The sequence below is a fragment of the Nisaea sp. genome (genome assembly GCF_039990255.1).
GTDB lineage: Bacteria > Pseudomonadota > Alphaproteobacteria > Thalassobaculales > Thalassobaculaceae > Nisaea.
Map to the genome: position 1 here is coordinate 605,850 of NZ_JBDXGG010000004.1, position 26,668 is coordinate 632,517.

Genomic DNA, 26,668 nt, shown 5'->3' on the forward strand with positions numbered 1-26,668 from the left:
TGTTCGTTAAGGGTTTACGCGAGGTGTGAGGGTTATATGGCTTCCGATCAGACACTGCCGGTGAGCGAACCGGTAACGGATGCTGCTATCGTCACGCCGTCTCCGAAAATCAAAAGCCGTAAGAAAATTGTCGATCCGCTGGAGCTCGAAAAGGCCGTCGACGCCTTGTGGGAGGCAGCGGATAAACCAGAAAACTTCCGCATCGAACTGCTGGCGCTGTTGCGCCGGAGCCTTGATGAAGGCCGTTCCGAGATAGAGAGACGGTTTCTTGATAGCAATGACGGTGCCGAGGCGATCCGGGCCAACGCCTACCTGATGGATGTGCTCGTTCACAGGATTGCTGAGACGGCAACAAAGAAGATCTACAAGAACGCCAACCCGACTCACGGCGAGCAGATCTGCATTGCGGCGGTTGGCGGATATGGCCGCGGGGAGATGGCGCCGTTTTCCGATCTGGATCTGCTCTTCCTGCTGCCCTACAAGCAGACGCCATATAGTGAGCAAGTTGTTGAATATAGTCTCTATCTGCTCTGGGATTTGCGGCTGAAAGTCGGCCACTCCACCCGCTCCGTAGATGAATGCGTGCGGCAGGCAAAGGCGGATATGACGATCCGTACTTCGCTGCTCGAATTGCGCTACCTCTGGGGCTCAGAGCCCCTTTTTGCCGATCTGCGCGAGCGTTTCCGCAAGGATGTCGAAACTGGCACCGCCATGGAATTCGTCGAGGCCAAGCTGGCGGAGGCGGAAGAGCGGCACGAACGGCTCGGCGATAGCCGTTACGTTATCGAACCGAACATCAAGGAGGGCAAGGGCGGGTTGCGTGATTTGCACCGCCTGTTCTGGATCGGCAAGTACGTTTACAAGGTCGACAAGGTGAAGGATCTCGTTGACCGGGGCGTGCTGACGGCGGCAGAGGCCCGGAAGTTTGCTAAGGCCCAGAAGATGCTCTGGACCATCCGTTGCCATTTGCACTATCTGACCGGCAGGGGTGAGGAACGCCTGACTGTCGATCTTCAGACCGAGATCGCGAAGCGCATGGGCTATACCAACCGGGCCGGAGCGGTCGCGGTCGAGCGCTTCATGAAACACTATTACCTGACCTCAAAAGATGTGGGCGACCTGACGCGGATCTTCTGCGCCAATATCGAGGCGGAAAACCAGAAACGGCCACGCCTCAGGCTCTCCTGGGCGTTTTCCCGCAAACTTGATGTTGGCGATTTTCGAGTAGACGGAGACCGTCTCAACGTCACCGACGATGACATGTTTGCCCGCGATCCGGTCAATCTGATCCGCTTCTTTCACACGGCCCAGAAGTGCGATCTGGAACTGCACCCTTATGCGCTTCGCCTGGTGACGCAGAATCTGAAGAAAATCGACAAGGAATTGCGGAAGAACGAGGAGGCGAATCGTCTTTTTGTCGAGATGCTGGAGGCTCCGCAGGGGCCGGAGCGGATCTTCCGGCGGATGAATGAAGCCCAGGTTCTCGGCCGATTCGTGCCGGATTTTGGGCGGGTGGTCGCCCAGATGCAATACGACATGTACCATGTCTATACGGTCGACGAGCACACCATCGTCATGCTCGGTATCCTGCACAAGATAGAGAAGGGTGAGCTGGCTGATGCGGCGCCGATTGCCAGCGAGGTCGTGCACAAGGTGCTGTCGCGCCGGGCGCTCTATGTTGCCGTCTTTCTGCACGATATTGCCAAGGGGCGCGGCGGGGACCATTCCAAGCTTGGTGAGCGCGTAGCCCGCCGTTTGTGCCCGAGACTGGGGCTCACTGATGAGGAAACCGAGACCGTCGCCTGGCTGGTGCGGTGGCATCTGCTGATGACCTATGCGGCTTTCAAGCGCGATGTGAACGATCCGAAGACCGTGCAGGATTTCTCCGCCATCGTGCAGTCGCCGGAACGGCTGCGTTTGCTTCTGGTGCTGACCGTCGCCGATATCCGGGCGGTTGGCCCGAATGTCTGGAACGGCTGGAAGGCGGCGTTGCTGCGCGAGCTTTACTGGGCGGCGGACGGCACGCTCTCGGGCCTTGGCGAAGAAGCGGGCCGCAAAAGGCGCACTGAAGAAGCCAAGAATGCTCTGGCGGAAATGCTGCCAGAATGGTCGCAAGAGGAAATCGAGGGGCATCAGGCGCTCGGCTATCCGGACTATTGGCTGGCTTTTGACTCTCAAGCTCATGTACGCCATGCCCGCATGGTGCATGCAGCCGAGGCCGAACAGCGTGACCTTGCGGTAGAAAGCCGTGTCGATACCGCCCGTGAGGTGACGGAAATCACTGTCTACACCACTGACCACCCGGGCCTGTTCTCGCGGGTGACCGGGGCAATGGCGGTTTCCGGCGCGAGCATCGTGGATGCGCGTATTGCCACCTTTAGCAATGGTATGGCGCTGGATGTGTTCTGGATCCAAGACGAGGATCGCAAGGCCTTCGACCGACCGGACAAGCTGGCAAAACTCTCCGTTGCCATTGAACAGGCTCTGACAGGACGGCTGAACCTTCTGTCCGAACTGGTGAAGCGCCGGCGTAACATCGAACGCCGGGCCAGGGTCATGAAGATCCCTACCCGTGTGCTGATCGACAATAAGGCAAGCGTGACCCATACCGTGATTGAGGTGAACGCAACGGACCGTCCCGGTGTGCTCTACCGGATCGCGCGGGCGCTCCGGGAGATCAAGCTGCAGATCTCCTCTGCCAAAATTTCGACTTATGGGGAGAGCTTTGTCGACGTGTTCTACGTGAAGGACCTGTTCGGGCTTAAAATTGATTCTGAGACACGGATCCAGGAAATCCGCAGCGCATTGCTGACAGCCTTGGCCGAGGACGCAGCATCTCCGCCGTCGGGCGAAAGTAGTGTGTCTTGAATGCCGCTTTCATGCCCAGATTGACGCGCATCCCTTTCCCGCACTCGGCATCAAGCCCGTTCCCGATTTGAAGACAGAGTTGATATGTCCCTGATCCGCGCCGCTGCGACTGTTGGCAGTTTTACCATGATAAGCCGGGTTACCGGCTTTGTGCGCGACGTCCTGATCGCCGCCCTTCTTGGTGCCGGACCGGTCGCAGATGCGTTTTTTGTGGCTTTCAAGCTGCCGAACTTCTTCCGGCGGCTGACGGCGGAAGGTTCATTCACGGTCGCGTTCGTGCCGCTTTTCGCCGGAACGCTGGAAGCAGACGGTGTGGCTGCGGCCAAGCGCTTTGCCAGCGACGTGCTGGCCATGATGTGTGCGGTATTGCTCGCGCTGACCCTTGCCATGGAACTTACCATGCCCTGGATGATGCATGTGATGGCGCCGGGTTTCGTTGCGACACCGGATCGATTTGCGCTTGCGGTCGATTTGACCCGCATCACCTTTCCCTATTTACCGCTGATCTCTCTGGTTGCGCTCTATGGCGGTATCCTGAACAGCATAGACCGGTTTGCTGCTATGGCGTCGGCACCGATCCTGCTGAACTTGATCCTGATCGGCGCCATGGTGGGCTTTGCGGATCGTCTGGAGACCCCGGGTCATGTGCTGGCATGGGGTGTGGCGGCGGCGGGTCTGGCGCAACTGATCTGGCTGATAGCTGCTGCACGGCGCGATGGCTGGACCCTCACACTCCGTCTGCCGAAGGCGACGCCCGGTGTGCGTAAGCTGTTCCGCCTTATGCTGCCGGCGATGCTCGGCGCCGGTGTGGTGCAGATCAATCTGCTGATTGACATGGTTCTGGCCTCGACCCTGCCGCTCGGCTCGATCTCTTTTCTCTATTACGCGGATCGTGTGAACCAGCTTCCGCTCGGGGTCATCGGCGTTGCCATCAGCACTGCGCTGCTGCCTATGTTGTCCCGGCAATGGCGGGTGGGGGATGGTGAGGCGGCTCTCGAAACACAAAACCGGGCGCTGGAATTCGGTGCTCTGCTGACAGTTCCCGCTGCGATCGGTCTCGCGGTGCTGGCGACCCCGATCATCACAGTTTTGTTCGAGCGGGGCGCCTTTGAAGCTGCGGACACCGCTGCTACTGCCGCGGCAATGACCGCGTTTGCCGCAGGGCTTCCGGCGTTCGTGCTGGTGAAAGTGCTGCAACCGGGTTTCTTCGCGCGTGAAGATACGAAGACCCCTGTGAAGGTTGCTGCGGCCGCAGTTGCGCTCAATCTCGTGCTTAATCTGATCCTGATGCAGTATCTCGCCCATGTCGGCCTCGCTCTCGCGACGGCGATTGCATCCTGGATGAATGCCCTGGTGCTGGCACGTCTGCTCCACCGGGATGGTGCTTTCCATCTGGATGCCCGCTCCCGTAAACGCCTGCCTCGGATCCTGCTTTGCGCGCTGCTGATGGGCGGTTGTCTCTATGGCGCGCTTCAGCTTGCGGAGCAAGCGGTCCCCGGTCTTTTCTCGGCCGCCGCCGCTGGGATTGGAGGTCTGACAGTCTTGATCCTGCTGGCGCTCCTTCTCTATTTCGGCGCGGCGCTGCTTTCGGGGGCGATGCGATTTTCCGAACTGAAAACCGCACTCAGGCGGCGCGGCGCAGGCGCCGGAACCGACTGCTGAAACATGTTCCCGGCGAGGATCATCGCAACACCGGCGCCGATCAGGACTGCGGGGAAGATTTCCGCCATTCCGGCCGCCTCGTCGAGAAACAGAGCACCAAGAAGAAGAGAGGCCAGCGGGATGAGGGCTGGTAGGGTCGCTCCTGCGATTGGGCCGAGCAGTTCCGCTGAACGGTTGAAAGCAAAAATGGCGAGGATACTGACAAGGACGCCCTGAAACGCGGCCTGGATAAGCATGTCCGGGAGGGGTGCAGTGCCGATCTGCTTCGGCAGGAAGAGGAGATAGACGGGAAGATAAAGCAAGGCCGACCAGACCGCGACATAGGCGGTGGCCTGCAAGGCGGGAATGGCTTTCCAGCGCACCGTCATTGCATAGGCGCACCACATTAGCCCGGTTCCGATCAGGATCAGATGTCCGACTGTGGCGGGTCCGGCCACCGCTATGATCAGCGCGCCGCCGCCCAGTATCAATCCGATGCCGCCGATCCGTATGCCTCCGATGGAATCCCGGAAGACTATGCCACCGAGCACGACCGATGCGATTGCCATGACCCCGGGATTGAGGGCACCTCCCGCCGAGGCAGTGGCTGTCTGCAAGGCTGTCGACATCATGATGATATACGGGGCACCGAACCCTCCCACCATCGTTAGAAACCCGCCGATTCCGAGAGTTCGCAAACCGAACCCGTGACGGAGCAGAACGGGTAGAAGCACGAACGCCGCGATACCGAACCGCAAGGCGGTCAGATCGTACACATTCAGGCTGGTTGTCACGCCGAGCCGCAGCATGACCAGCGACCCTGACCAGACCAGGATCGCGGTCGTGGCCCAAAAGAGGCCTCTTAAAGCAGGAATATTCGATAGGTGCATGAAGCCTCCGGTCTGTGTGGGATGTGGAGGCTAGGCGTTGAAGTGTGTTTAGAAAAACGAGACTTTCAGATAGTATGATGCAGAAAATCTAAACATTGAATTGAAGCATCGTGCCGCTGGACACTGCCACGACTGGAAACAGGACGCTGAATCTGGATGCGTTGCGGACGTTCGTCGCTATTTGCGAGACAGGGTCTTTCCGGAGTGCCGCGTCGCGCGTTCACCGGTCGCCCTCGGCGATTAGTCTCCAGATAGCAAAGCTGGAAGAAGTACTTGATGCGCGGTTGTTGCAGCGTGATGCCCGCCGAGTGCTGCTGACCGAGCAGGGCGAGACGCTGCTCGGCTATGCGCGCCAGCTGCTGGCGGTTAGCGCTGAAGCAATGGCGGCGGTTAACGGCTCTGTCCTCTCCGGCGTTATCCGGCTGGCTGCGCCGCATGATCTCGGGGTGTCTCTCGTGCCGCGGCTGTTGCAGCGCCTCGCTGATGCGCATCCGGGACTTGTCGTGGATGTTCGTCTGGACACGACGGGTGTCATCCAGCGCCTCTTTGAGGATGGAGCGGTTAACCTTGCACTTTTCAACGACGCTGGTGCGCCGTCGGTGAAGGTAGAGACGCTGTTCTCGGAACCGCTGAAGTGGCTCATGCGAAGTGGCGGCCGGGCAGTCGAGCAGGTCCCGCTTCCTCTGGCGGTTGCGGAAATGGGCTGCGCGTGGCGTGACTCCGCGCTTGAGGCCCTGCAGGCCCAGGGGCGCGCTTATCGGGTTTCCTATTCCAGCGATACGTCCATGGGGCAGGTGGCGGCTCTTCGTGCAGATCTGGCGATAGCGGCATTACCAGGCTCGCTGGCCGGAAAGGACCTTGTGGAAGTTCCTGTCACTTATGGCCTTCCGCCCCTGCCGCACACACAGATTTGCCTTGCCTCCGATGGCAGCGAGTTGGCTGGGGCCTTTGTATCGCTTGTCGTTCCGGACCTTCGGGCATCGGCGTCAGGCCTCCCCTTTGAGCCCTTTGTGATACGTGGTTGACCCTTGGCTGGCCGCTTTTGTGGCGTTAAATGGTGAGTGAGGGAGTTCGTGACGGCGCCATGGAGCTAGTCCGGCCTTGACCGCCAGCCAGCCTCCCGCAATAAATCAGGCCCTTTTTCGCTTCAAACCTATGGATCGCGTCAGATGAACCGCATCTTCTCGGGCGTTCAGCCCACCGGTAACCTGCATCTCGGGAATTATCTTGGGGCGATCCGCAACTGGGTGCAGTTGCAGCGGGACTATTCATCGATTTTCTGCGTCGTCGACATGCACGCGATCACCATGCCGCCGCACGACCCGGCGGAGCTGCGCCGCGCCACCCGCGAAGTCGCGGCCGGCATGATCGCAGCGGGTGTCGATCCCGACGATTGCATCATCTTCAACCAGTCCCAGGTCCCGGCGCATGCCGAGCTAACCTGGATCTTCAACTGCGTTGCCCGCATCGGTTGGCTGAACCGCATGACCCAGTTCAAGGAGAAGGCTGGAAAGAACCGCGAGAACGCGACCGTTGGTATCTATGACTACCCGGTCCTGATGGCTGCCGACGTACTGGTCTACAAAGGCACGCACGTGCCGGTCGGCGACGACCAGAAGCAGCATCTGGAGCTGATGCGCGATACCGCGCAGGCTTTCAACAGCATGTATGGCGTGGATTTCTTCCCGTTGCCCGAGCCGATGATTTTCGGCGAAGCGACCCGGGTGATGAGCCTGCGCGACGGCACGAAGAAGATGAGCAAATCCGATACTTCGGAATATTCGCGTATCAACATGACCGACGAGGCAGACGATATCGCCCAGAAGGTCCGGAAAGCGAAGACCGACCCGCACCCGATCCCGGAAACGGCGGAAGAGCTGGCGGAGCGGCCGGAAGCCCGCAACCTGATTGCGATCTATGCGGCGCTTTCGGGTCTTGAGACGGACGTGGTGCTCAAAGATTTCGCCGGCAAGGGTTTTGGAGACTTCAAGAAGTCCTTCGCCGAGCTTGCTGTCGAGGTGCTGGGGCCGATCGGCTCCGAGATGAAGCGCCTGACCGACGATCCCTCCTCGGTCGATGCGGTACTGAAGAAAGGTGCCGAACGGGCTCGGGAAATTGCCGAGCCCGTTATCGAGGAGGCCAAGGAAATCGTCGGTTTCCTCAAACCGTAACGAACTAGACACCGTAGGGCGCGAAGATTTCAACCGGGTCGCGCAGGCCGCGGATGGGATGTCGTCCGAGCGGTTTCACAGGCAGCCTCACCATCTGCGCGATCATATCTGACGCAACGATCGGATGGCCCAGTTCCTTGGCAAGACCCTGCAAGCGGCTTGCAAGATTCACCGCCGGTCCAATGACGGTGAAATCCAGCCGGGTCGGGCTGCCTATATTGCCGTAGCTGACATCGCCGACATGCAGGCCGAGTGCATGTTCTATCAGCGGCTTGCCGTGTTTCTCGCGAATGGCATTGCGTCCGCGCAACAGGGTTTGCGCCTCTATTGCTGCCTTCAACGCCGCATCTGCGTCTTCATCCGCGCTGTCCGGGCCGAGCGGGAAAATAGCAAGCAGCCCGTCACCGACGAATTTCAGTATCTCACCGCCGCGTTCCTCAATCGGTTGAGACATCATCTCGAAATAATCGTTCAGCATCGAGATGATCTCGGGACCGGGAAGCGCGTCTGAGGCTGCCGTGAAGCCGCGCACATCGGCATAGAGGATGGCCGCACGGATGGTTTCTGTGCTGCCGCGCCGAATTGCGCCGTTGAGCACCCTCCGGCCGGTGTTGCGCCCGAGATACACTTGCAGCAGTTCCTCGGTCAGTTTCTGGCGTTCGAGGATTTCGGTTCTGAGAGCCAGAACAGGAAGCAGGCCGTCCAGAATGCTCAATTGCTCGGTGGTGAAACCGTCCGGGGCGTCGGTGGTCCAGGTCACGAAATTGATTTCGCCATCGCTGAATTTCAGTGGCATGGCCACATAGTCGGTCGCGCCCTCCTCCTTCAGGTCCACCAGAACGGGGTAATCGAGCGGAACCGAGGGATCCGCGAGGCGCCGGCGGATGGCGCCGGCGCCGTTGAAAATCACGGGCAGAGGGCTGGTTTTGAAGGTTTCCGCTTCCTCAATGCCATGCAAGACCATGAGTTCTTCCGGATCGCGCATTGTATTTCGCCAAATCACGCTGCGGCCATTTGCTTGCGGGTGCAGCGTGCGGATGAAGCATGAGACCCGCTGAAGGGGCATGCCCTGGACGACCAGAAGGTGGCAGAGATCGCGCATCAGGGCCCGCATCGAGAGGATCCCGGTCGAGCGCTCCAGCAGCCAGCGTCCGGGCGGTAAAGCGAGGTCGTCCTCGGTGAGCACGCTGCCGGTTGGCAGCAGATCCGCCGGGTCAGCACCACGATGCATGACCCGGATATGCGGGCGCGCGGGGTTTTCGGGAAGGGTCTGTGCCAGTGTCGCTCTCCGATTCTTGCCGGATGCCCGGTATGGAAAGACTGTCTTTCCTTGCGCCTGAAACGCAATTTGATGATAAGGCAGGCGGACGATTGCAAAAAGTGGGCTTGAAATCCGCGTCTGCAAGGTCACTGTATATGGGACCAATTTGGTGCCCGACGATAGGCGGCACTGTAAGGACGTGACGGCACTGGCGCCCGATAAAGAAGGCGCCGGCAGGAGCGAGCCTCTCAAGGAGAGAACGGAATGTTCATTCAGACTGAAGAAACGCCGAACCCGGCAACGCTCAAATTCCTTCCCGGGCAGGATGTCATGGGAACGGGAACCGAGGAGTTTCGCTCCGAGGAAGAGGCCGCCGGCAAATCGCCTCTGGCCGAACGCCTGTTCGATGTCGATGGGGTGACAGGCGTTTTCTTCGGCGGTGATTTTGTTACCGTCTCGAAGCGTGACGATAAGGAATGGTACCTGATGAAGCCAGCTGTGCTCGGCGTCATCATGGAGCATTTCACGGCGGGTCGTCCGGTCGTGACGGCAAGTTCCGACGCGGGCCATGCCAGCGATGGTGAGGACAGCGAGGTGGTCTCCCAGATTAAGGAGCTGCTCGATACGCGCGTGCGCCCGGCAGTTGCCATGGATGGTGGCGATATCGTGTTCGAAAGCTTCGACGAAGGCGTCGTGACACTCTTCATGCGGGGTGCTTGCGCCGGGTGCCCGAGTTCGACCGCGACCCTGAAGATGGGTATCGAAAATATGTTGCGGCATTATATCCCGGAAGTCCGCGAGGTTCGCGCTGCCGCTATGTAGTGACCGTATGCGGCGAATGGCAGCTATTCCGGAAACGCGGTGGCGCCGTATAAACGGCGCAGTTATCTAAACTGCTGTCCACTGTCGGCAGAATGCGTCGTGGCGCCTTCTTCACTGAACGAATTTGTGCTCATGCCGTCGTTTTATACGGCCGCGCTCGTCGGCAGCATGGTCTTGCTGGCAAGTCAGGTCCAAGGTTTCCTTGATCGCACCCAGGTGACCCCGGCCAGTTTCTCTGTTGAGGAACCGCCGGCGGATCACATGGCTGCTCCGGCTCGCGCACATCTCGATGTTGCGAAAGCAGACGATTTTGAGATGATTCTGGAGCGGAGCGGGTTTGACTTGAACAATATCCGAGGCGGCTCCGACCTCGTGCCGGCAGTCTATCTTGCCAGTTTGCCGGGCGATCTTGGCAGCCTCGATCAGATCAAACGTAAGAAACAACTCTTCTTCTCCGCCGTATTACCGTTGGTCCTGCGTGCCAATGAAAAAGTGGCGCGAGAGCGTGTGAGGCTGATCCGGTTCCAGGACCGCGTCCTTGATGGTGCCCAGCGTCGCCCGGTCGAACGGGAGTGGCTGTTGGAGCTTGCCGACCGCTATGGCCTAGATGCGGAAGGTGCCGAAATCGACTCAGTCCTGTTTGCCACGCTCTTGCCGAAGGTAGACGAAATCCCGGTTTCGCTCGCTTTGGCGCAGGCGGCCGTAGAAAGTGGCTGGGGAGCTTCACGCTTTGCCCGCAATGGCAATGCGCTGTTCGGGCAACGGGCCTGGACGGAAAAAGCAGGCATTGTACCGAAAGAACGCGCCAGTGGCGAAAAGCACGTTGTGCGCAAGTATGACAGCTTGCTGGGTTCTGTTGCGTCCTATGTCCACAACCTGAACAGTCACCCGAGTTATCGGGATTTCCGCCTGCGCCGCGCCGCGCTGCGGACTGCTGGGCGGGCGCTTGACGGCAATGTGCTGGCAGGCGGGCTGCTATCCTATGCTGAAATCGGTCAGGCTTATGTAGATACGCTGCGCCTTGTCATCACCAAGAACAGGTTGAGCGATTTTGATGGTGCAGTCCTGGAACGCTCCCTCGTAACCGTTTCCGGCTAAGGCTCAGATAGAAGGTTATTTCGGCACGACAAACTGTGTGCCGAACCACCGCCATCTGTTGTCCGGGCCAGGCATGGTGCAGTTGATGCGTGAACGGCCGGGCGGGAAGGCTTGCTTTAGCCGAACCTCGACCCGCTGTTCGAGATATTCGAGATGGGTCTCGCCTTCGCTCGACGCGAAGCAGGACAGGCTTCCCGGGTCGCCGATAGAGCTGTCCAGGGTAAAGCCAAAGGCCGGCGGGTTTTCGCCCAGCAGCGGGTCTTTCGGCAGAACGTCGGATACAGGCAATGGCAAGGCGTTGGTGACCAGACGGAATCGGTCGATCCCGCCATACCGTTCGTTCAGGGCGAAACGCGGCAGCGTCAACGGGTCCATGCCGTCATAGGCAACACCGGAATGCTGCCCGAAAGCCGCGTTGAATCCCGCATCTGCGACTGCCTTGCGAACCATCAGGCTGTATTCACCGTACGGATAGGCGAAAAGCCCAGGCCGTTCCTTAAGCTCCTCGACGAAACGCTGATTTGAATCGGCCAATTCGCGATCCAGCGCCTGGCGGTCCAGTGTGGTCATATGAGGGTGTGACTTGGTCTGGCTGCCGATGGTTACGCCACCATCTTTCATCTCCCTGATCTGGTCCCAGCTCATATAGCCCGGGACCTTGCGATCGATGACGCCGGTGGCAACGAAGAGTGTGAACGGCAGGCCGGCAGCTTTCAGCCGGGGCCATGCGTGCTCATAGACCGAGAGATACGCATCGTCGACGGTGATCGCGATGGTGTGATCGGCGAGAGGTGTGCCGGTTTTCAGAGCTTCGATGATTTCCGGCAACGGGCGGACTTTATACCGCTCCTTCTTAAGCTCCTCGAGATGCTCTTCGAACTGAGCGATCCGGATATTGGTCGAAGGATAGTCGTTTTCCCCGAACCGGTGATACATGGTCACAACGGCACCGGAAACTTCTTCGGCTGCTGCGGGCCCATCCATTGGGTTTGCAAGGCAGGCGACAAGCGCCAGGGCGGCTGTGATAACCGCACGGATCTTTCTTGGCATGTGCGCTCCACGACGAAAGGCGCGGTGAAAATTCATGCAGTTCGGCATAAAAGCTATATTCCCTTGCTCTCGTCCGCCAACGTGGTTTACAGGCGGCGATGCGATTGGAAAGGTTGCACTTTCAGGCCGCTCTGTCACCTTAACATACGCTATTTGCGGCGGAAATTAAGATGCTCTCTGCTTCCGGGACAATTATCGGCATCGATTCCAGCACCGGCGCCTGCTCGATTGCAGTGCGCCGCGGCGATGTATTGCTGGCTCATCTCCGCGAAGATATGGCGCGGGGCCAATCCGAGCGTCTGGCGCCGATGGCGAAAGCCGGCCTCGCGGCTGCCGGGCTGGGTTTCCCGGATCTGGATGCGATAGCCGTTACACGCGGTCCCGGCTCCTTTACCGGACTTCGAATCGGGATGTCCTTCGCAAAGGGTCTTGCTCAGGCGCTTGGCGTTCCAGTTTTTGGGGTCACGGGTTTTGACGCGGTCGCCCGGGCGGTTTTTGCGACTGAAGCCGCTGCCAGCCACCGCGTTGCCGTTATCCTGGAAAGTCGGCGGGCCGATCTGTTCCTGCAGCTGTTCACTACCGGCGGGGCCCCGGACGGCCCTCCCGTTGCACTGCCGCCGCAAGATATTGCTGCCAAGCTGCGACAGGTTCGCGACGCTCCGCTGCTGCTGGCCGGCGACGCAGCGGACAAAGTGCTGGCGGTGCTCGATGAGGAGGGTGCCGAAATGTTGCAAAGTAGCTCAATAACCGCGCCGGATGCCAGAGAGGTTGCCCTGATCGGGTTGGAAATGGCGGGGGAAATGGTCGGAGACGGGCAAGTACAGCAGGTGCTGCAACCGCTCTATCTTCGGGCGCCAGATGTAACGGCACCGAGGGCCGGATGACGGAACGGGACGGCTACAAGCTTCTCGGAGATATCGAAGCCCATCTCGACGATGCCGCAGCATTGCATGGCGCTATTTTTGACAAGCCCTGGTCACGGGACGCTTTGCGAGATCTGCTCTCGATGTCGGGCACGGCCGGGGCGGTGGTCCTGTCCAACGCGCGCGAGCCGACATTTGCTGGATTTGTTCTTTTTCAATGCATCGGCGATTTTGCCGAGATTCTAACCCTTGCGGTTGCGCCGGATCACCGGGGGCGCGGGCTGGGGCGCATGCTGGTGCAGCGCGTGCTCGCCCGGGCCCGAGAAACCGGCGCCGAAAAGGTGATGCTTGAGGTGCAGGACGGAAATTTGCCTGCAGTTCAGCTCTATGAAAGTCTTGGAATGAAGGCGTTTGACCGGCGCCACAACTATTACAAATCAGCGGATGGCCGCCATGCCGATGCCATTTTGATGCAGGTATTCTTCGATAATTGATGGTCCAGAAGGCCGAGAGCCGGGCAGCGAACCTGAAACCATCGGGATTCATGCGGGTTCCGAGTGCAACCAGTTTGTCATGAGAGTGTGTGAAAACTGTCACCGTTCACTCGGTATAAGCCGATACTGGGTGGCTTCTTGAGGTCCCATCCGGCGTGCGGTTCCCATATCGTTCGTGGGAGGTTCCTCGTAACGGGAGGGCGCGAAGCTATATCTGAGGAATGAGGGTGCCGCAGCGCGGCGCAATTGGCTCCGGTAGCCTGTGACCTCTAAAACAGGGATGCGACAAATCATGGGATTCTCGATTCCGACGAGAACAGCACGTTCCGAAACCGCACAGGCCGAAACCGCACCTGTCGTGATGTCTGGAGCGGCGCCGCTAGCGGACCAAACGCTCGTCTCCGGCTCGCTTGAAGTGAGAATTGCAACGACCGAGGAAGATATCCACGCGGCCAAGCGCCTGCGCTATCAGGTCTTCTATGAGGAAATGGGCGCGATTCCCTCCCCGGCCGCACGCGCGAGCCGTCTGGACGAGGACCCGTTCGACGATGTTGCGGACCATCTTCTCGTACTGGATCATACGCGGGGCAACGGCTCTGAAGCTGTGGTCGGGACCTATCGACTGATCCGCCGCGATGGTGCCGCCTTGGCAGGCGGTTTCTATACAGCCGACGAATTCGATATTGCCAAACTCGAAGCGCAACCTGGCGAGATTCTAGAGCTTGGACGCTCCTGCACGGCGGATGGCTATCGCACCCGTCCGACAATGCAGCTCCTCTGGAAAGGCATTGCTGCCTACGTGTTCCAGAACGACATTTCCTTGATGTTCGGCTGTGCCAGCCTTCCGGGCAATGATGCGGCTGCGCTTCGGACCCAGCTCGGCTATCTGCATCACAATCATCTGGCGCCGGAGCGGATTCGTGCGGCCGCGCTGCCGGAGCGGTATACTGAGATGAATCTGGTATCGGCCGAAGAAATCGATGCACGCCGCGTTGCTGCTGCACTTCCGCCCTTGATCAAAGGCTATTTGCGGCTTGGCGGTTATGTCGGTCATGGGGCGGTGGTCGATCACCAGTTCAACACCACTGATGTCTGTGTCATCGTCGAGACCAGCAATGTCTCCGACAAGTACTACAAGCATTATGAACGCGAGGCGCGCGGGGTCGTCATACAATGAGTGTCGCCGGTGCCCTTGAAGAGTTGAAGGAAGACGATGTCTTCGCCGATTCCGGGTTGCTCGGAACCTGGGACTGCGGTGCGGAGCCGGTAGAAGCGGCCGGTATGATCGCGCCGTCCCGGACTCTGCTTTGGCGCAGGCTCGCACTTTACAGCGTTCTGACGCTTGGCCTGCTGCCGGTGCAGATGCTGGCACTGGCCTTCCGGGCGTCGCTCTCCGGCAGTTTGCCGCTTTTCTATCACGGCCTCTGCGCCCGCCTGCTCGGCTTCCGGGTCCGGACCCGTGGCACGCCGCTGCGCAAGGGGTCGGTGCTCTATGCCAGCAACCATGTCTCCTATTTCGACATTGTCATACTGGGTAGCCTGCTGCGCGCCAGTTTTATCGCCAAGAGCGAGGTCAAGACATGGCCTGGCTTCGGTTTGCTTGCGACCCTGCAGCGAACTGTTTTCGTCGAGCGGCGAAGAACCCGCTCCAAGGAACATGCGAACGTCATCGCCGACCGGCTTTCGTCGGGTGACCGGCTAATCCTGTTCCCCGAAGGCACGAGCAATGACGGCAACCGTACGCTGCCTTTCAAGAGCTCGTTGTTCGCCGCCGTCAAGCAGTCCGGAAGCGACGCACCGCTGCGTTCCGACCTTCGTATTCAGCCGGTCTCTGTGACCTACACCCGGCTGAACGGGATGCCGATGGGACGCGGGCTCAGGCCGTTCTATGCCTGGTATGGCGACATGGATCTGTTGCCGCACCTGCTTGACGCTCTGGCACTTGGCCGGGTCGATGTCGATGTCGAGTTTCATGAGCCGGTGGACCCCGCAGAGTTCCGAAACCGCAAGGAACTGGCCGCGCATTGTCAGCGCATTGTCGCCAACGGTGTTTCGCGGGCCCTTTCCGGCCGCGGCGACGCTGCATCCTGACGCTGATCCTGACTGGGAAGGGACTTTTAAAATTCCGCACAATAAGCCGGTTACGCGGCTTGACTGGACGCCTCCCGGTGTTAGCATTTCGGGGATGAACAGAAACGCACGCTGGAATTTCAGTTGCACTCGGCGTATTGCTCCCGCCGTATCCTTGAAATTTGTCCCTTCGAGTGACCAAAAGGCGCGGCGCGCGTGAGCAAAAAACTCTATATCAAAACCTACGGCTGCCAGATGAACGTCTACGACAGTGAACGTATGACGGACAGTCTTGTATCTCTCGGCTATGACCCGGTGACCACGCCGGACGATGTCGATATGGTTATCCTGAACACCTGCCATATCCGGGAAAAGGCGACGGAGAAGGTTTTTTCCGAACTCGGCAGGATTCGTAAAGAAAAGGAATCCCGCGCTGCAGGCGGTAAGCCTTTGCTGATCGCGGTCGCTGGCTGTGTCGCCCAGGCAGAGGGCGAGGAAATCGTCAAACGAGCACCCTATGTCGATCTGGTGTTCGGACCGCAGACCTATCACCGTCTGCCGGAGCTGGTGCGCGCGGCTGAAGAAAAGGCGGCGGATTACCGGGCCACATCGGGCGGACGCGGTTCCCGCGGCGCCGGCGTCGTCGACACCGATTTCCCGGCGGAGAGCAAATTCGATCATCTGCCCGAAGAACGTCATTCGAATGCTGCTGCCGCGTTTCTCAGCATCCAGGAAGGCTGCGACAAGTTCTGCAGCTTCTGTGTGGTGCCTTATACGCGCGGTGCGGAGTTTTCCCGTCCGGCGGATCAGGTGATCGCCGAGGCGCGGCGGCTGGTGGCCGCTGGCACGTCGGAGCTCACCCTGCTCGGCCAGAACGTCAACGCATATCACGGCGAGGCGGGCGGCGGTGAATGGGGGCTCGGCAGGCTGGTCCGGGCGTTGGCCGAGATCGACGGGCTGGAGCGTATTCGCTATACGACCTCACACCCGAATGATGTAGATGACGACCTTATTGCCGCGCATCGTGACGTGCCGCAATTGATGCCGTTCCTGCATCTTCCGGTGCAGTCCGGTTCTGACAGTGTGTTGCGCCAGATGAACCGCAAGCACGATGCAGATTCCTATCGCCGCATCGTCGACCGGCTTCGAGAGGCTCGGCCGGACCTGGCCTTGTCTTCTGATTTCATTGTCGGACACCCGGGCGAAAGCGACGTGGATTTTGCCGACACACTCAGACTTGTAACGGATATCGGATACGTTCAGGCCTATTCGTTCAAATACAGTCCCCGCCCCGGCACACCGGCGGCCGGGACGGACCTGCAGATCGACGATGCTGTGAAGTCAGACCGTCTGGAAACCTTGCAGCAGCTTCTGAACGCCCAACAGCTCGCTTTCAATGTGGCAAGCGTCGGCGCGGTCCAGCCGGTGCTGGTCGAGCGTAAAGGGCAAAAAGAAGGTCAACTTGTTGGCCGTGGCCCCTATATGCAGGCTGTGCACTTTGCCGGTCCGGACCGGCTTATCGGTACGATCGCCGATATCCGGATTGAACAAGGATACGCCAACTCCCTATCGGGAACCGCAGTGATCGGCGAATGGGCCGGCGCGTCAGGCCCGAAACCGCTCACCTCCGACCATGAAAGGGCGATTGCTTGAGCATCATCGACGAGGCCACCGAAGTCATTCATCTGGAGTTTGCCGACCATGATCTGGTGCCAGCTTTGCTCGGCGAGCATGACGGTAATCTGGCGCGGATCGAACAGAAGCTTCAAGTTTCGATATCCTGCTTCGGAAACAAGGTCACCGTCGAAGGTGAAAAAGATGCGGTGGTTACGGCGCAATCGGCGCTGACCTCGCTTTATCGCCGCCTCGAAGGCGACATCAAGGCCGGCAAAAAACTCAAGACTCTCGACATCGGGACTGTCGATGCGGCCGTGAAATGGGCGCAGAACACCGGCGATGCGGCAAACGGTGACAGCAACGGCTTTAATGACCGCTCCGCCTTTGTGCCAACCTGGAAACGGGCGATCCAGCCGCGCTCACCGAACCAGCACCGCTATATTCAGGCGCTGTCGTCGGACGAACTCGTGCTTGGCCTTGGCCCTGCAGGTACCGGCAAGACTTATCTGGCGGTTGCAATGGCTGTTTCGATGCTGATGGAGCGCAGGGTCGAACGGCTGATCCTCTCTCGCCCGGCCGTTGAAGCCGGCGAGAGACTGGGCTTTCTGCCTGGCGATATGAAAGACAAAGTCGATCCCTATCTTCGTCCGCTCTATGATGCGCTGTACGACATGATGCCGGGCGAACAGGTCGAACGGCGGCTTGCGGCTGGCGAGATCGAAGTGGCGCCGCTTGCCTTTATGCGTGGCCGGACGCTCGCTAATTCTTACATCATTCTGGACGAGGCGCAGAACACCACGCCGACCCAGATGAAGATGTTTCTGACCCGGCTCGGTGAAAACTCGCGGATGGCGATCACTGGCGATCCGTCGCAGGTCGACCTGCCTTTTGGGGCAAAATCGGGCCTGACGGATGCGATGCATGTGCTTCGCAGGATTCCCGATGTCAGCCTCATCGAGTTCACAGCCAGAGATGTTGTGCGCCATCCGCTGGTAACGAAAATCGTGAATGCGTACAGTGAACGTGAATCAGCCCGTCTCGATGACGGGTCCAAATAGAGAAAACAATGGAGTGTCCGCGCGTGCCCGACGAACCGGAGCCGAGTAGTAGTAGCCGCAACGAGTTTGCGGCGCAGGATCCGCAGGAAGAGCCGGAGCAACCGGACTCTACTATCGACATTGCTGTCGCCATCTCCGACCCTGCCTGGAAGTCGGTGGTGCCTGACGCGGAGCGACTCTGTGTCGAGAGCGCCAATGCCGTGCTCGGGGCGGTGGTTAAGCCAACCGAGCTCAGCATAGTTTTGAGCTCCGACGCCGAAGTCCGCGTTCTGAACCGCGATTACCGCGGTAAGGACAAAGCGACCAATGTGCTGTCCTTCCCGTCGGGTCTTTCATCGGATCTGTCGGGAACTGATATGCTCGGCGATGTGATCCTCGCCTTCGAAACCGTTTCCATGGAAGCGGACCGAGACGGAAAATTTTTGCAGTCCCATCTCAGGCACTTGGTGGTGCACGGCATCCTTCATCTGCTCGGATACGATCACGAGACGGAAGAAGAAGCTTCTGAAATGGAACAGCGGGAAATCGAAATTCTCGCCGGGTTTGGTATTTCAGATCCCTACAGTCCCGTGTTGGAGCCGCTCCAATGAATTCAGGTCCGGAGAGCAGGCCGGCAACTGTCGATATCGCTGGTGTGACGGATGGTGACGGCTTTGAGTCCGAAGGTCGGCGTGAGCCGTCGTGGAAACGCTTACGGCAATTTTTTAAGGCGCTGAAGCTCAAGCGCAATGGCGGGGCATCCGCCCGCGATGCGTTGGAGGAGTTGATTGAGGACGATGGCAACGGGACGACCGACGAGGATCTTGCCATCGACCCTCATGAGCGGGCGCTGATCCGTAATATCCTTGGCTTGCGCGATATCACAGCGGAAGACGTGATGGTGCCGAGGGCGGATATCACCGGTGTTGCGGTCGATACCAGCCTCGATGCGCTGGTAATGGACATGGTGAAGGATGCCCACAGCCGAGTGCCCGTCTACCGGGAGACGCTCGACGATGTGGTTGGCATGATCCACATGAAGGATGTGCTGGCGCATGTTCATGCCGGCAAGGATGTGCCACTCAGTTCTCTGTTGCGGGAAGTGTTGTTCGTTTCGCCATCGATACGAGCAATGGATCTGTTGCAGGAGATGCGCCTGACACGCCGCCATCTCGCGCTTGTCGTGGATGAATTTGGTGGGGTTGATGGGCTGATCACCATTGAGGATCTGGTCGAGGAAATCGTCGGCGACATCGTTGATGAGCATGATGTCGAGGAAGGTCCGAAGATCGCGATGGTTGGGCCGGATATGGGCATAGCTGATGCCCGCGCCGAGATCGAGGAATTCGAGACTCTGTTCGGGACTGTGCTCAATGACGAAGAGCGTGAGGAAATCGATACGCTCGGCGGTCTCGTCTTCTCGCTTGCGGGCCGTGTTGCGGCTCGGGGGGAGCTTTTGACCCACCCGGCCGGCGTCGAATTTGAAGTGCTTGAAAGCGACTCACGCAGGATCAAGAGGATCCGTATCCGGCGTGTGTCGACGGACGAGCCTGAGCCGGAGGCCAGTCTGTGAGTGCATGGGCGTCTGTCGCCCGGTGGGGTGAGGGCGTCCGTACTGGCATCAACCGGCTTGCAGGGCTGACCGGTTTCCGCAGTGTGGCCATGATGGCACTGGTCGGCGCGCTTACCGCATTGGCTCTGCCGCCGCTTGACGTCCTGCCGGCTCTGTTTGCCTTCACCCTTATGCTGCTGACGCTTGATCGCCGCCGGACCTTCATCGGGGCGTTCGCGACCGGTTGGGCTTTTGCCTTCGGCTATCACGTCGCAGGCCTTTACTGGATTTCCAACGCGCTTTTGGTCGATGGCGACCGGTTTGCCTGGCTGGTGCCGTTTGCCGCAGCGGGCCTGCCGGCCGTTCTCGGAGTGTTTGGCGGTCTGGCGACCCTGCTCTATGGCTGGCTCCGGCCGCGCGGATGGGTAAGGGCACCTGCGTTGGCGGGCGTCTGGACTCTCTCGGAAATGCTGCGGGGGCATGTCGCCACGGGGTTTCCCTGGAACTTGCTGGCCTCTGCCTGGTCTTTTTCCGACGCGCTGCTACAGCCCTTGTCCTTGATCGGTGCCTATGGGTACGGCTTCTTCGTGGTTCTCTTTGCGCTGTCGCCGCTCATGCTGTTACGGCGCACCGGGCGCTGGGAGCGTGGTTTCGGTGCTGTCTGTTTGCTTTTGCCGGTGATTTTTGCCGGATATGGCGCAGTACGGCTTGCCAGCGCCGCGGATCCCGACATCAGTCGTCCCACAGTCCGTATCGTCCAGGGGAACGTGGCCCAGACGGAAAAGTGGAAGCCGCAGCTCTTGCAGGGGCATTTGGCTAAATACGCCACGCTGACGCGGGCAGCACGCGCCACTGTCACGCCCGCCGGGATCGGTGATCTCGCCCTGCCCAGTCTTGTGGTCTGGCCGGAAACTGCTGTTCCCTATGCGCTCAATCGCGAGCCGCGGCTGGCGGCTTATCTGGGCTCCCTGCTCCAGCCGGGGGGGCTGCTGATGACCGGAGTGCCGCTGCGCGATCAGGTTTCCGATGATCCGGCGGAATCTCTGAGTTTCAATGCCGTTGTCGCTCTCAATGAGCGTGGCGAAATGATCGCCAGGCTGCACAAGTTTCACCTGGTCCCGTTCGGTGAATATGTGCCTCTCAGGCAATGGTTGCCTGTCGAGACGATCGCGAAGACCGGTCGTGGATTTACGGCAGGGCCCGGGCCCAGCAGTTTCGCTCATGCCGGGTTGCCGCGCATCGGCGCATTGATCTGCTACGAGATCATTTTCCCCGGCGCTGTGACGGAAGTCGGCGGACCGCGGCCCGGGCTGCTGGTAAATGTAACCAATGATGCGTGGTTTGGAGTGAGTTCCGGGCCTTATCAGCATCTGGTTGCGGCGAGGATGCGGGCTATCGAGGAAGGCTTGCCGGTTTTACGGGCCGCGAATACCGGAATTTCAGCACTGATCGATTCCTATGGGCGTGTCTTGGCGTCCCTGCCGCTGGAGCGCACAGGGACAATCGACAGTCCTCTTCCAACGTCTCTGGAAAATAAAACACTTTATGCGCGTGGCGGAGAGCTTTGGGCAATCTTGCTCGTGATCGCATCCTCTGGTGCTGCATTCTTTCTGCGCCGGAAATAAGCGGCCTTTTTCTTTTTTTTGCTACGGCTTTTATATTGACTGCATACGTTTGTATGGGTAACTGAATTTAGCGCAATTTGAGACTATTGGTTTGTAATATGGAGCAGCCCTCAAGCAAACGCCGCCCGGGAGGCCGGATGGCGAGCCTTGGAAAGCCAAATCCGGTTGATGTCCACGTCGGATCGCGTGTGCGAATGCGACGGACGTTGCTTGGGATTAGCCAGGAAAAGCTTGGTCAGGCGCTTGGACTTACATTCCAGCAAGTTCAGAAATATGAGCGCGGTGCAAACCGTATTGGCGCAAGCAGGCTATTTGATCTCAGCCGCATTCTCGAGGTGCCGGTTAACTTCTTTTTCGAGGACATGGCGGAGGAAGTTCAGGAGCAATCGCCCGGCCGGCTTTTCGAAAAAGAACAGGAGCCGGAAGCCTATCAGATCCCCGATGATCCGATGAACCGGCGTGAGACTCTTGAGCTTGTCAGGGCTTATTACAGGATCGCTGATCCGGAATCGCGCCGGCGCCTTTTTGATCTCATGCGCTCCATCGCCAACGCCTTCGATGGCGAGGATCCAGAATAATCTGCGCACGCTTTCCTCTTGACCATGAATCTCAAAACCGGCAGGAAGTCCTACCTCTCGGTGCCTTCATTAGATTCACCGGATAGAGATTCATGTCGAGCTGCTTCGTAATGAAGCGGGGCGTTCACGGGTACGTCTTCGAGCAGACATGAGTGCAACTCATATTCTAGGAGAGCCCCCGTTGACTCAATCCGACTACGAATTCACCAGCGAATCCGTCTCCGAAGGTCATCCGGACAAGGTCTGTGACCGGATTTCCGATACGGTCGTTGATATGTTCCTCGCCGCCGATCCGATGAGCCGGGTCGCTTGCGAGACTCTGGCGACGACCGACAAAGTCGTTCTAGCCGGCGAAGTACGCGGACCTGCATCCGTGACCAAGGATGCGATCATCGAGTCCGCCCGCGAAGCGATCAAGGATATCGGGTACGATCAGGAAGGCTTTAGTTGGAAGACGGCCGATATCGATGTTCTTCTGCATGAGCAGTCGACCGATATTGCTGTCGGGGTCGACGCAGCCGGCAATAAGGACGAAGGTGCGGGCGACCAGGGCATCATGTTCGGTTTTGCCTGTCGTGAGACCGAGCCGCTTATGCCGGCGCCGATCCATTACTCGCACCAGATTCTGAAATCCATGGCCGATGCACGGAAGTCCGGCGCGGACAAGGGTTTCGGCCCTGACTCCAAGAGCCAGGTGACCTTGCAATATGCAAACGGCAAGCCGGTTCGGGCGACCTCGGTTGTGGTTTCGACGCAGCATGATGAAGACCTTGAGCAGGACGAAATCCGCGAGATGGTACGCCGTCATGTCGAGCAGGTTCTGCCCGAAGGTTGGATGTGCCCGGAAGATCATTTCTATGTTAACCCGACCGGTCGGTTTGTGATCGGTGGTCCGGTCGGTGACGCTGGGCTTACCGGCCGGAAGATCATTGTCGATACCTATGGCGGCGCGGCTCCTCATGGGGGTGGCGCTTTCTCCGGCAAGGATCCGACGAAGGTCGACCGTTCGGCTGCCTATGCAGCCCGCTGGGTGGCGAAGAATGTGGTAGCCGCTGGTCTCGCCGATCGCTGCACCATTCAGGTTTCCTACGCTATCGGCGTCTCGCATCCGCTGTCGGTGTATTTCAACACTTACGGTACCGGTCAGGTCGATGAAGCGAAGCTGGCCTCCGTTGTCCGGGAGATGGTCGATCTGTCTCCCCGCGGCATCCGTGAGCGTCTTGCGCTGAGCAACCCGATCTATAGTCCGACGTCTGCCTATGGCCATTTTGGCCGCGAGGACGGTGGCAAGGGTTACTTCACCTGGGAACAGCTTGATCTGGCGGATGAGCTCAAGGGCGCGTTCGCCTGAGGCCTTAGAAAACGGGACTGAGCCGTGCCCACGGGCAAGGAAGATCTAAAAAACATCGTACAGCGTGACCGCGTCTTCTATGGCAGAAGGCGCGGTCGCCGCTTGCGCGCAGGGATGGAAACGCTGCTCGAGGAGCGGCTTCCAGAACTTATTGTCACCCTTCCGACGGAACCGGGTGCAAGGCTGGACCCGGCTTCGCTGTTTCCGGATACAATCAAAGAAATCTGGCTGGAAATCGGCTTCGGCGGCGGTGAGCATCTGGCAGCCCAGGCCGCTGCAAGGCCGGATGTAGGGTTTATCGGCTCCGAACCCTTCATGAACGGCGTGGCCAGCCTGATCCGGCATTGTGAGGATCTGGAGCTTTCGAATGTACGGATCTATCCGGACGATGTGCGTGATTTGCTGCCATTGCTGCCGGATACCTCACTTGCACGGATTGCCGTGCTCTTCGCTGACCCTTGGCCGAAGAAGCGCCATCACTCTCGCCGCATCATCCAGCATGAAAGCATTGCCGAGTTTCATCGGCTGATTGCGCCTGGCGGAGAGCTGCGGCTGGCGACGGATGATATGGGGTATTTGCAGTGGATGCTGGCGCGGGCGACTGCGCACCGGGGTTTCCGCTGGCTGGCTCGTAGCCCCTCGGATTGGCGGGTGCGGCCGGAGGATTGGCCCGGGACCAGATATGAGGCCAAGGCGCGCGATCAGGGCCGCCGCCCGGCGTTCCTTCGCTTCGAGCGTCTCAAAACGTCTGATTGAGCGAATCTTCTTGAAGCAGGCGTGCGTTCCGCTATAGTGCCGTTTCAATTAAAAGACCCAATCGGTAACGCTGATAGGGTGGGCCAACGGCCCACTTTTTTTTTGTGCTTTGCCAGGGTGGTTTCCGGTTCATTCCGGGACGAGACTTAGAGGATACGGGTGACGCAGCAACTGAACGAGAAGATCGCCGCGATGATCGGCCCGTCAATTGAATCGATGGGCTACGATCTCGTGAGGGTGATGTTCACCGGCGGGAAAAAAGCGGTTCTCCAGATTATGGCGGAACGCACCGATCGGGCTCAGATGACCGTTGAGGATTGCGCAAGCATTAGCCGAGCGGTCTCTCTCATTGTTGATGTCGAGGATCCGATTTCCGGAGAGTATAATCTGGAAGTCAGCTCTCCAGGCATCGACCGACCGCTGGTTCGCCCAGATGACTATGATCGGTTCGCTGGCTTTGAAGCGAAGATTGAGCTTGAGGTTGCGGTGAACGGACAAAAGCGGTTCCGGGGCGAAGTGCGCGGGGCCGAAAACGGTGATACCGTTGTGATCGATAAGGAGGGGGAGCGCTTGAGCTTTCCTTTTGCGTCGATCCGGACGGCAAAATTGGTTTTGACCGATGATTTGATCGCCGCTGCCGAACGCGGCGAGATCTGACTCCGGTTTCAGTAAAAACAGACCTTAACGGCAAGAAGACGCGATCCATGGAAACGGCAACCCAACCCAAGCTTGAACTGATTCAAGTCGCTGACGTTGTTGCGCGCGAAAAAGGTATCGAGCGCGACGAGGTGCTTGAGGCGATGGAGCAGGCAATCCAAAAGGCCGGTCGCTCCAAATACGGCCATGATCACGATATTCGGGCGAATATTGATCGGCAGACCGGCGCCATCGAGCTGATGCGTGTCACGGAAGTTGTCGACGAGGTTGAGGATGAGATGACGCAGATCCCGGTCGGCGTCGCTCAGAAGCGGGACCCGGAACTCAAGGTCGGTGATCTGATCGTTGATCCGCTGCCGCCGATCGATTTCGGCCGCATTGCCGCGCAAACCGCCAAGCAGGTGATTGTGCAGAAGGTCCGTGAGGCCGAGCGCACCCGTCAGTTTGCCGAGTTCAAGGATCGGGTCGGCGAAGTCGTCAACGGGATCGTCAAACGGGTCGAGTTCGGGAATGTCACAATCGACCTCGGCCGGGCCGAGGCGGTGTTGCGCCGCGACGAGCTGTTGCCGCGCGAGAGCTTCCGCAACGGTGACCGGGTTCGTGCCTATATCTACGATGTCCGCGAAGAGCAGCGTGGCCCGCAGATCTTCCTGTCCCGTACTCATCCGCAGTTCATGGCCAACCTGTTCAAGCAGGAAGTGCCTGAAATCTACGACGGTATCATCGAGATCAAGTCGGTCGCCCGTGATCCGGGCAGCCGTGCGAAGATTGCGGTCATCTCCTATGATGGCAGCATCGATCCGGTTGGCGCCTGCGTCGGCATGCGCGGCTCGCGCGTGCAGGCCGTGGTCGGCGAATTGCAGGGCGAGAAGATCGATATCATTCCGTGGTCCGAGGATCCGGCGACCTTCGTCGTCAACGGTCTGGCCCCGGCTGAAGTCAGCAAGGTTGTTTTGGACGAAGAACAGCGCCGCATCGAAGTCGTGGTGCCGGACGATCAGCTCAGCCTGGCCATCGGCCGTCGCGGACAGAATGTGCGTCTCGCTTCGATCCTGACCGGCTGGGATATCGATATCCTGACCGAGGCCGAGGAATCCGAGCGTCGCCAGGAAGAGTTCAAGACCCGGTCGCGGACATTCATCGACTCCCTCGATATCGATGACGTGATCGCGCACCTGCTGGTCGCCGAAGGCTTCAGCACGGTTGACGAGATTGCCTACTCGCCGCTTGAAGATTTGGTCGGTATTGAAGGTTTCGACGCGGATATCGCAGAAGAGCTGCAGAACCGGGCACTTGTGTTTGCCGAGGCGGAGCGTACCCGCCTGCAGGACCAGACCAAGGAGCTCGGCGTTGCCGAGGATCTGCTCGCTTTTGAAGGCCTGACACTGGCGCATGTCGCCAAGCTGGCCGAGCAGGGTGTGAAGACGCTGGACGATCTGGCCGATCTGGCAGGCGACGAGTTGATAGAAATGTTGCCCGATGCCGGTTTTGACCAGGATGCCGCAAATGGCGTCATCATGGCGGCCAGGGCCCATTGGTTTGAAGACGAAGAGGACGAAGCGTCCGACGCTGGCGCCGAAGACGCTGCTGGGGAGGCTCATGACGAGACCCCAGCAACATGAGCGCCTCGCATTAGCTGAGGGCGATGATCTAGGCCGTAATCTGCGGCGCTGCATCGCCACCGGCGAAAGCGGCGAAACGGAGCGGATGATCAGGTTCGTTATTGCGCCTGATGATACGGTCGTCCCGGATCTTTCCGAAAAACTCCCGGGTCGTGGCCTGTGGGTAACGGCGAACCGTGATGCGCTCACCGAAGCCAGCAAGAAGCGGGCGTTTTCGCGGGCGGCGAAGCAGAAAGTCGCGGTTCGTGAAGATCTTGTCGAGGCGGTGGAAGCAATGCTTGTCGCCTCGACCCAGTCTCTTATCGGTCTGGCCCGCCGGGCCGGTGCGGCCATTGCAGGTCACGCCAAGGTGGAAGACGCCTTGCGCCATAGAAAGGCTTCGCTTCTTATTGAAGCGTCTGATGGCGCCGTCGATGCTCGGGAGCGCATGACGCGCCTCGGAGACGGGGTCCCGGCTGAAGCCCTTCTGACGCGCTCCGAGCTTGGAGCGGCGTTCGATCGGGAGCAAACCGTTCACGCAGCCATCCTGGCGGCGGGAGACCATTCGAAGGGCCTTACGGTCCGATTGACACGAGAATTTGCAAGACTCTCAGGATTCCGGGGCGATATTTCGCGACTCGGGTTGGAAAACATCGGCTAGGGGTG

General features: G+C 59.3%; 24 protein-coding genes. 21 read left to right on the plus strand and 3 right to left on the minus strand.

Going from position 1 to position 26,668, the window contains the following annotated elements; translation table 11 throughout:
* Positions 1-36 precede the first annotated feature (36 nt).
* Together ABJ076_RS03600 and murJ are read left to right on the plus strand one after the other, a co-directional pair.
* A complete protein-coding gene (locus tag ABJ076_RS03600; protein ID WP_348186257.1) occupies positions 37-2,868 on the plus strand; it encodes a [protein-PII] uridylyltransferase in 2,832 nt (943 codons plus the stop codon).
* A gap of 84 nt (positions 2,869-2,952) precedes the next feature.
* Positions 2,953-4,530 carry a murein biosynthesis integral membrane protein MurJ gene (murJ, locus tag ABJ076_RS03605; RefSeq protein ID WP_348186255.1) on the plus strand — a complete coding sequence of 526 codons (1,578 nt, stop codon included), beginning with the start codon at positions 2,953-2,955 and terminating at the stop codon, positions 4,528-4,530.
* Here the strand turns inward: murJ and ABJ076_RS03610 are convergent.
* The gene (locus ABJ076_RS03610; protein ID WP_348186253.1) at positions 4,434-5,399 is read right to left on the minus strand and encodes a DMT family transporter; all 966 of its coding nucleotides are present in this window, start codon (positions 5,397-5,399) and stop codon (positions 4,434-4,436) included. The two genes, murJ and ABJ076_RS03610, sit on opposite strands and share 97 nt — an antisense overlap.
* A 110-nt stretch (positions 5,400-5,509) precedes the next feature.
* Here ABJ076_RS03610 and ABJ076_RS03615 point away from each other — a divergent pair, with 110 nt between their 5' ends.
* Positions 5,510-6,424: a LysR substrate-binding domain-containing protein gene (locus ABJ076_RS03615; protein ID WP_348186251.1), complete on the plus strand. Its 915-nt coding sequence runs from the start codon at positions 5,510-5,512 to the stop codon at positions 6,422-6,424.
* Between the two features lie 144 nt (positions 6,425-6,568).
* Positions 6,569-7,570, plus strand: a complete 1,002-nt coding sequence (gene trpS / locus ABJ076_RS03620; protein WP_348186249.1) for a tryptophan--tRNA ligase — start codon at positions 6,569-6,571, stop codon at positions 7,568-7,570.
* A gap of 4 nt (positions 7,571-7,574) precedes the next feature.
* Here the strand turns inward: trpS and ABJ076_RS03625 are convergent, their stop codons facing one another.
* Positions 7,575-8,981 carry an adenylate/guanylate cyclase domain-containing protein gene (locus ABJ076_RS03625; RefSeq protein ID WP_348186247.1) on the minus strand — a complete coding sequence of 469 codons (1,407 nt, stop codon included), beginning with the start codon at positions 8,979-8,981 and terminating at the stop codon, positions 7,575-7,577.
* Between the two features lie 114 nt (positions 8,982-9,095).
* Here ABJ076_RS03625 and ABJ076_RS03630 point away from each other — a divergent pair, with 114 nt between their 5' ends.
* Both ABJ076_RS03630 and ABJ076_RS03635 read left to right on the plus strand, forming a co-directional pair.
* A complete protein-coding gene (locus ABJ076_RS03630) occupies positions 9,096-9,653 on the plus strand; it encodes a NifU family protein (RefSeq protein WP_348186245.1) in 558 nt (185 codons plus the stop codon).
* A gap of 99 nt (positions 9,654-9,752) precedes the next feature.
* Positions 9,753-10,751 (plus strand): glucosaminidase domain-containing protein, encoded by a 999-nt coding sequence (locus ABJ076_RS03635; protein WP_348186243.1) that lies wholly within the window; start codon positions 9,753-9,755, stop codon positions 10,749-10,751.
* A gap of 15 nt (positions 10,752-10,766) precedes the next feature.
* Here the strand turns inward: ABJ076_RS03635 and ABJ076_RS03640 are convergent, their stop codons facing one another.
* Positions 10,767-11,801, minus strand: coding sequence for a polysaccharide deacetylase family protein (locus ABJ076_RS03640; protein WP_348186241.1), 1,035 nt, complete (start codon positions 11,799-11,801; stop codon positions 10,767-10,769).
* 170 nt (positions 11,802-11,971) lie between these two features.
* On the opposite strand from ABJ076_RS03640, the gene tsaB reads away from it, so the two are divergent.
* The 15 genes from tsaB (at position 11,972) to ABJ076_RS03715 (ending at position 26,663) form a co-directional block, all read left to right on the plus strand.
* Positions 11,972-12,685, plus strand: a complete 714-nt coding sequence (gene tsaB, locus ABJ076_RS03645) for a tRNA (adenosine(37)-N6)-threonylcarbamoyltransferase complex dimerization subunit type 1 TsaB (protein WP_348186239.1) — start codon at positions 11,972-11,974, stop codon at positions 12,683-12,685.
* Entirely contained in the window at positions 12,682-13,158 is a 477-nt protein-coding gene (gene rimI / locus ABJ076_RS03650) for a ribosomal protein S18-alanine N-acetyltransferase (RefSeq protein ID WP_348186237.1), read from the plus strand. Before tsaB ends, rimI begins: the two co-directional genes overlap by 4 nt.
* Before the next feature lie 361 nt (positions 13,159-13,519).
* Positions 13,520-14,335, plus strand: a complete 816-nt coding sequence (locus tag ABJ076_RS03655; protein WP_348186970.1) for a GNAT family N-acyltransferase — start codon at positions 13,520-13,522, stop codon at positions 14,333-14,335.
* Positions 14,332-15,249 (plus strand): lysophospholipid acyltransferase family protein, encoded by a 918-nt coding sequence (locus ABJ076_RS03660; RefSeq protein ID WP_348186235.1) that lies wholly within the window; start codon positions 14,332-14,334, stop codon positions 15,247-15,249. The genes ABJ076_RS03655 and ABJ076_RS03660 overlap by 4 nt, the downstream gene beginning before the upstream one ends.
* 195 nt (positions 15,250-15,444) lie before the next feature.
* On the plus strand, positions 15,445-16,881 hold the full coding sequence (gene miaB, locus ABJ076_RS03665) for a tRNA (N6-isopentenyl adenosine(37)-C2)-methylthiotransferase MiaB (protein ID WP_348186233.1): 1,437 nt from the start codon (positions 15,445-15,447) through the stop codon (positions 16,879-16,881).
* Positions 16,878-17,903, plus strand: coding sequence for a PhoH family protein (locus tag ABJ076_RS03670; protein WP_348186232.1), 1,026 nt, complete (start codon positions 16,878-16,880; stop codon positions 17,901-17,903). The genes miaB and ABJ076_RS03670 overlap by 4 nt, the downstream gene beginning before the upstream one ends.
* A 113-nt stretch (positions 17,904-18,016) precedes the next feature.
* Positions 18,017-18,493, plus strand: coding sequence for an rRNA maturation RNase YbeY (gene ybeY / locus ABJ076_RS03675; RefSeq protein WP_348186968.1), 477 nt, complete (start codon positions 18,017-18,019; stop codon positions 18,491-18,493).
* On the plus strand, positions 18,490-19,455 hold the full coding sequence (locus ABJ076_RS03680; protein ID WP_348186231.1) for a hemolysin family protein: 966 nt from the start codon (positions 18,490-18,492) through the stop codon (positions 19,453-19,455). Before ybeY ends, ABJ076_RS03680 begins: the two co-directional genes overlap by 4 nt.
* The gene (gene lnt / locus ABJ076_RS03685; protein ID WP_348186230.1) at positions 19,452-21,059 is read left to right on the plus strand and encodes an apolipoprotein N-acyltransferase; all 1,608 of its coding nucleotides are present in this window, start codon (positions 19,452-19,454) and stop codon (positions 21,057-21,059) included. Before ABJ076_RS03680 ends, lnt begins: the two co-directional genes overlap by 4 nt.
* Positions 21,060-21,196: 137 nt before the next feature.
* Positions 21,197-21,637 carry a helix-turn-helix transcriptional regulator gene (locus tag ABJ076_RS03690; protein WP_348186228.1) on the plus strand — a complete coding sequence of 147 codons (441 nt, stop codon included), beginning with the start codon at positions 21,197-21,199 and terminating at the stop codon, positions 21,635-21,637.
* A 181-nt stretch (positions 21,638-21,818) separates the two neighbouring features.
* Entirely contained in the window at positions 21,819-22,988 is a 1,170-nt protein-coding gene (gene metK, locus ABJ076_RS03695) for a methionine adenosyltransferase (protein WP_348186226.1), read from the plus strand.
* A 24-nt stretch (positions 22,989-23,012) separates the two neighbouring features.
* Complete coding sequence (gene trmB, locus ABJ076_RS03700) at positions 23,013-23,744, plus strand: tRNA (guanosine(46)-N7)-methyltransferase TrmB (protein ID WP_348186224.1); 732 nt, start codon at positions 23,013-23,015, stop codon at positions 23,742-23,744.
* Positions 23,745-23,903: 159 nt separating this feature from the next.
* Entirely contained in the window at positions 23,904-24,401 is a 498-nt protein-coding gene (rimP, locus tag ABJ076_RS03705; protein WP_348186222.1) for a ribosome maturation factor RimP, read from the plus strand.
* Between the two features lie 47 nt (positions 24,402-24,448).
* Positions 24,449-26,023, plus strand: a complete 1,575-nt coding sequence (gene nusA / locus ABJ076_RS03710) for a transcription termination factor NusA (protein WP_348186220.1) — start codon at positions 24,449-24,451, stop codon at positions 26,021-26,023.
* Positions 26,001-26,663: an RNA-binding protein gene (locus ABJ076_RS03715; RefSeq protein ID WP_348186218.1), complete on the plus strand. Its 663-nt coding sequence runs from the start codon at positions 26,001-26,003 to the stop codon at positions 26,661-26,663. The genes nusA and ABJ076_RS03715 overlap by 23 nt, the downstream gene beginning before the upstream one ends.
* Positions 26,664-26,668 lie beyond the last annotated feature (5 nt).

Coding starts and splice junctions, on each gene's coding strand:
- ABJ076_RS03610 (WP_348186253.1), bottom strand. CDS start 5,399: ATGCACCTATCGAATATTCCTGCTTTAAGAGGCCTCTTTTGGGCCACG.
- ABJ076_RS03680 (WP_348186231.1), top strand. CDS start 18,490: ATGAATTCAGGTCCGGAGAGCAGGCCGGCAACTGTCGATATCGCTGGT.
- murJ (WP_348186255.1), top strand. CDS start 2,953: ATGTCCCTGATCCGCGCCGCTGCGACTGTTGGCAGTTTTACCATGATA.
- ABJ076_RS03600 (WP_348186257.1), top strand. CDS start 37: ATGGCTTCCGATCAGACACTGCCGGTGAGCGAACCGGTAACGGATGCT.
- ABJ076_RS03660 (WP_348186235.1), top strand. CDS start 14,332: ATGAGTGTCGCCGGTGCCCTTGAAGAGTTGAAGGAAGACGATGTCTTC.
- ABJ076_RS03715 (WP_348186218.1), top strand. CDS start 26,001: ATGACGAGACCCCAGCAACATGAGCGCCTCGCATTAGCTGAGGGCGAT.
- trpS (WP_348186249.1), top strand. CDS start 6,569: ATGAACCGCATCTTCTCGGGCGTTCAGCCCACCGGTAACCTGCATCTC.
- ABJ076_RS03640 (WP_348186241.1), bottom strand. CDS start 11,801: ATGCCAAGAAAGATCCGTGCGGTTATCACAGCCGCCCTGGCGCTTGTC.
- nusA (WP_348186220.1), top strand. CDS start 24,449: ATGGAAACGGCAACCCAACCCAAGCTTGAACTGATTCAAGTCGCTGAC.
- ABJ076_RS03690 (WP_348186228.1), top strand. CDS start 21,197: ATGGCGAGCCTTGGAAAGCCAAATCCGGTTGATGTCCACGTCGGATCG.
- tsaB (WP_348186239.1), top strand. CDS start 11,972: ATGCTCTCTGCTTCCGGGACAATTATCGGCATCGATTCCAGCACCGGC.
- ABJ076_RS03655 (WP_348186970.1), top strand. CDS start 13,520: ATGTCTGGAGCGGCGCCGCTAGCGGACCAAACGCTCGTCTCCGGCTCG.
- rimI (WP_348186237.1), top strand. CDS start 12,682: ATGACGGAACGGGACGGCTACAAGCTTCTCGGAGATATCGAAGCCCAT.
- ABJ076_RS03630 (WP_348186245.1), top strand. CDS start 9,096: ATGTTCATTCAGACTGAAGAAACGCCGAACCCGGCAACGCTCAAATTC.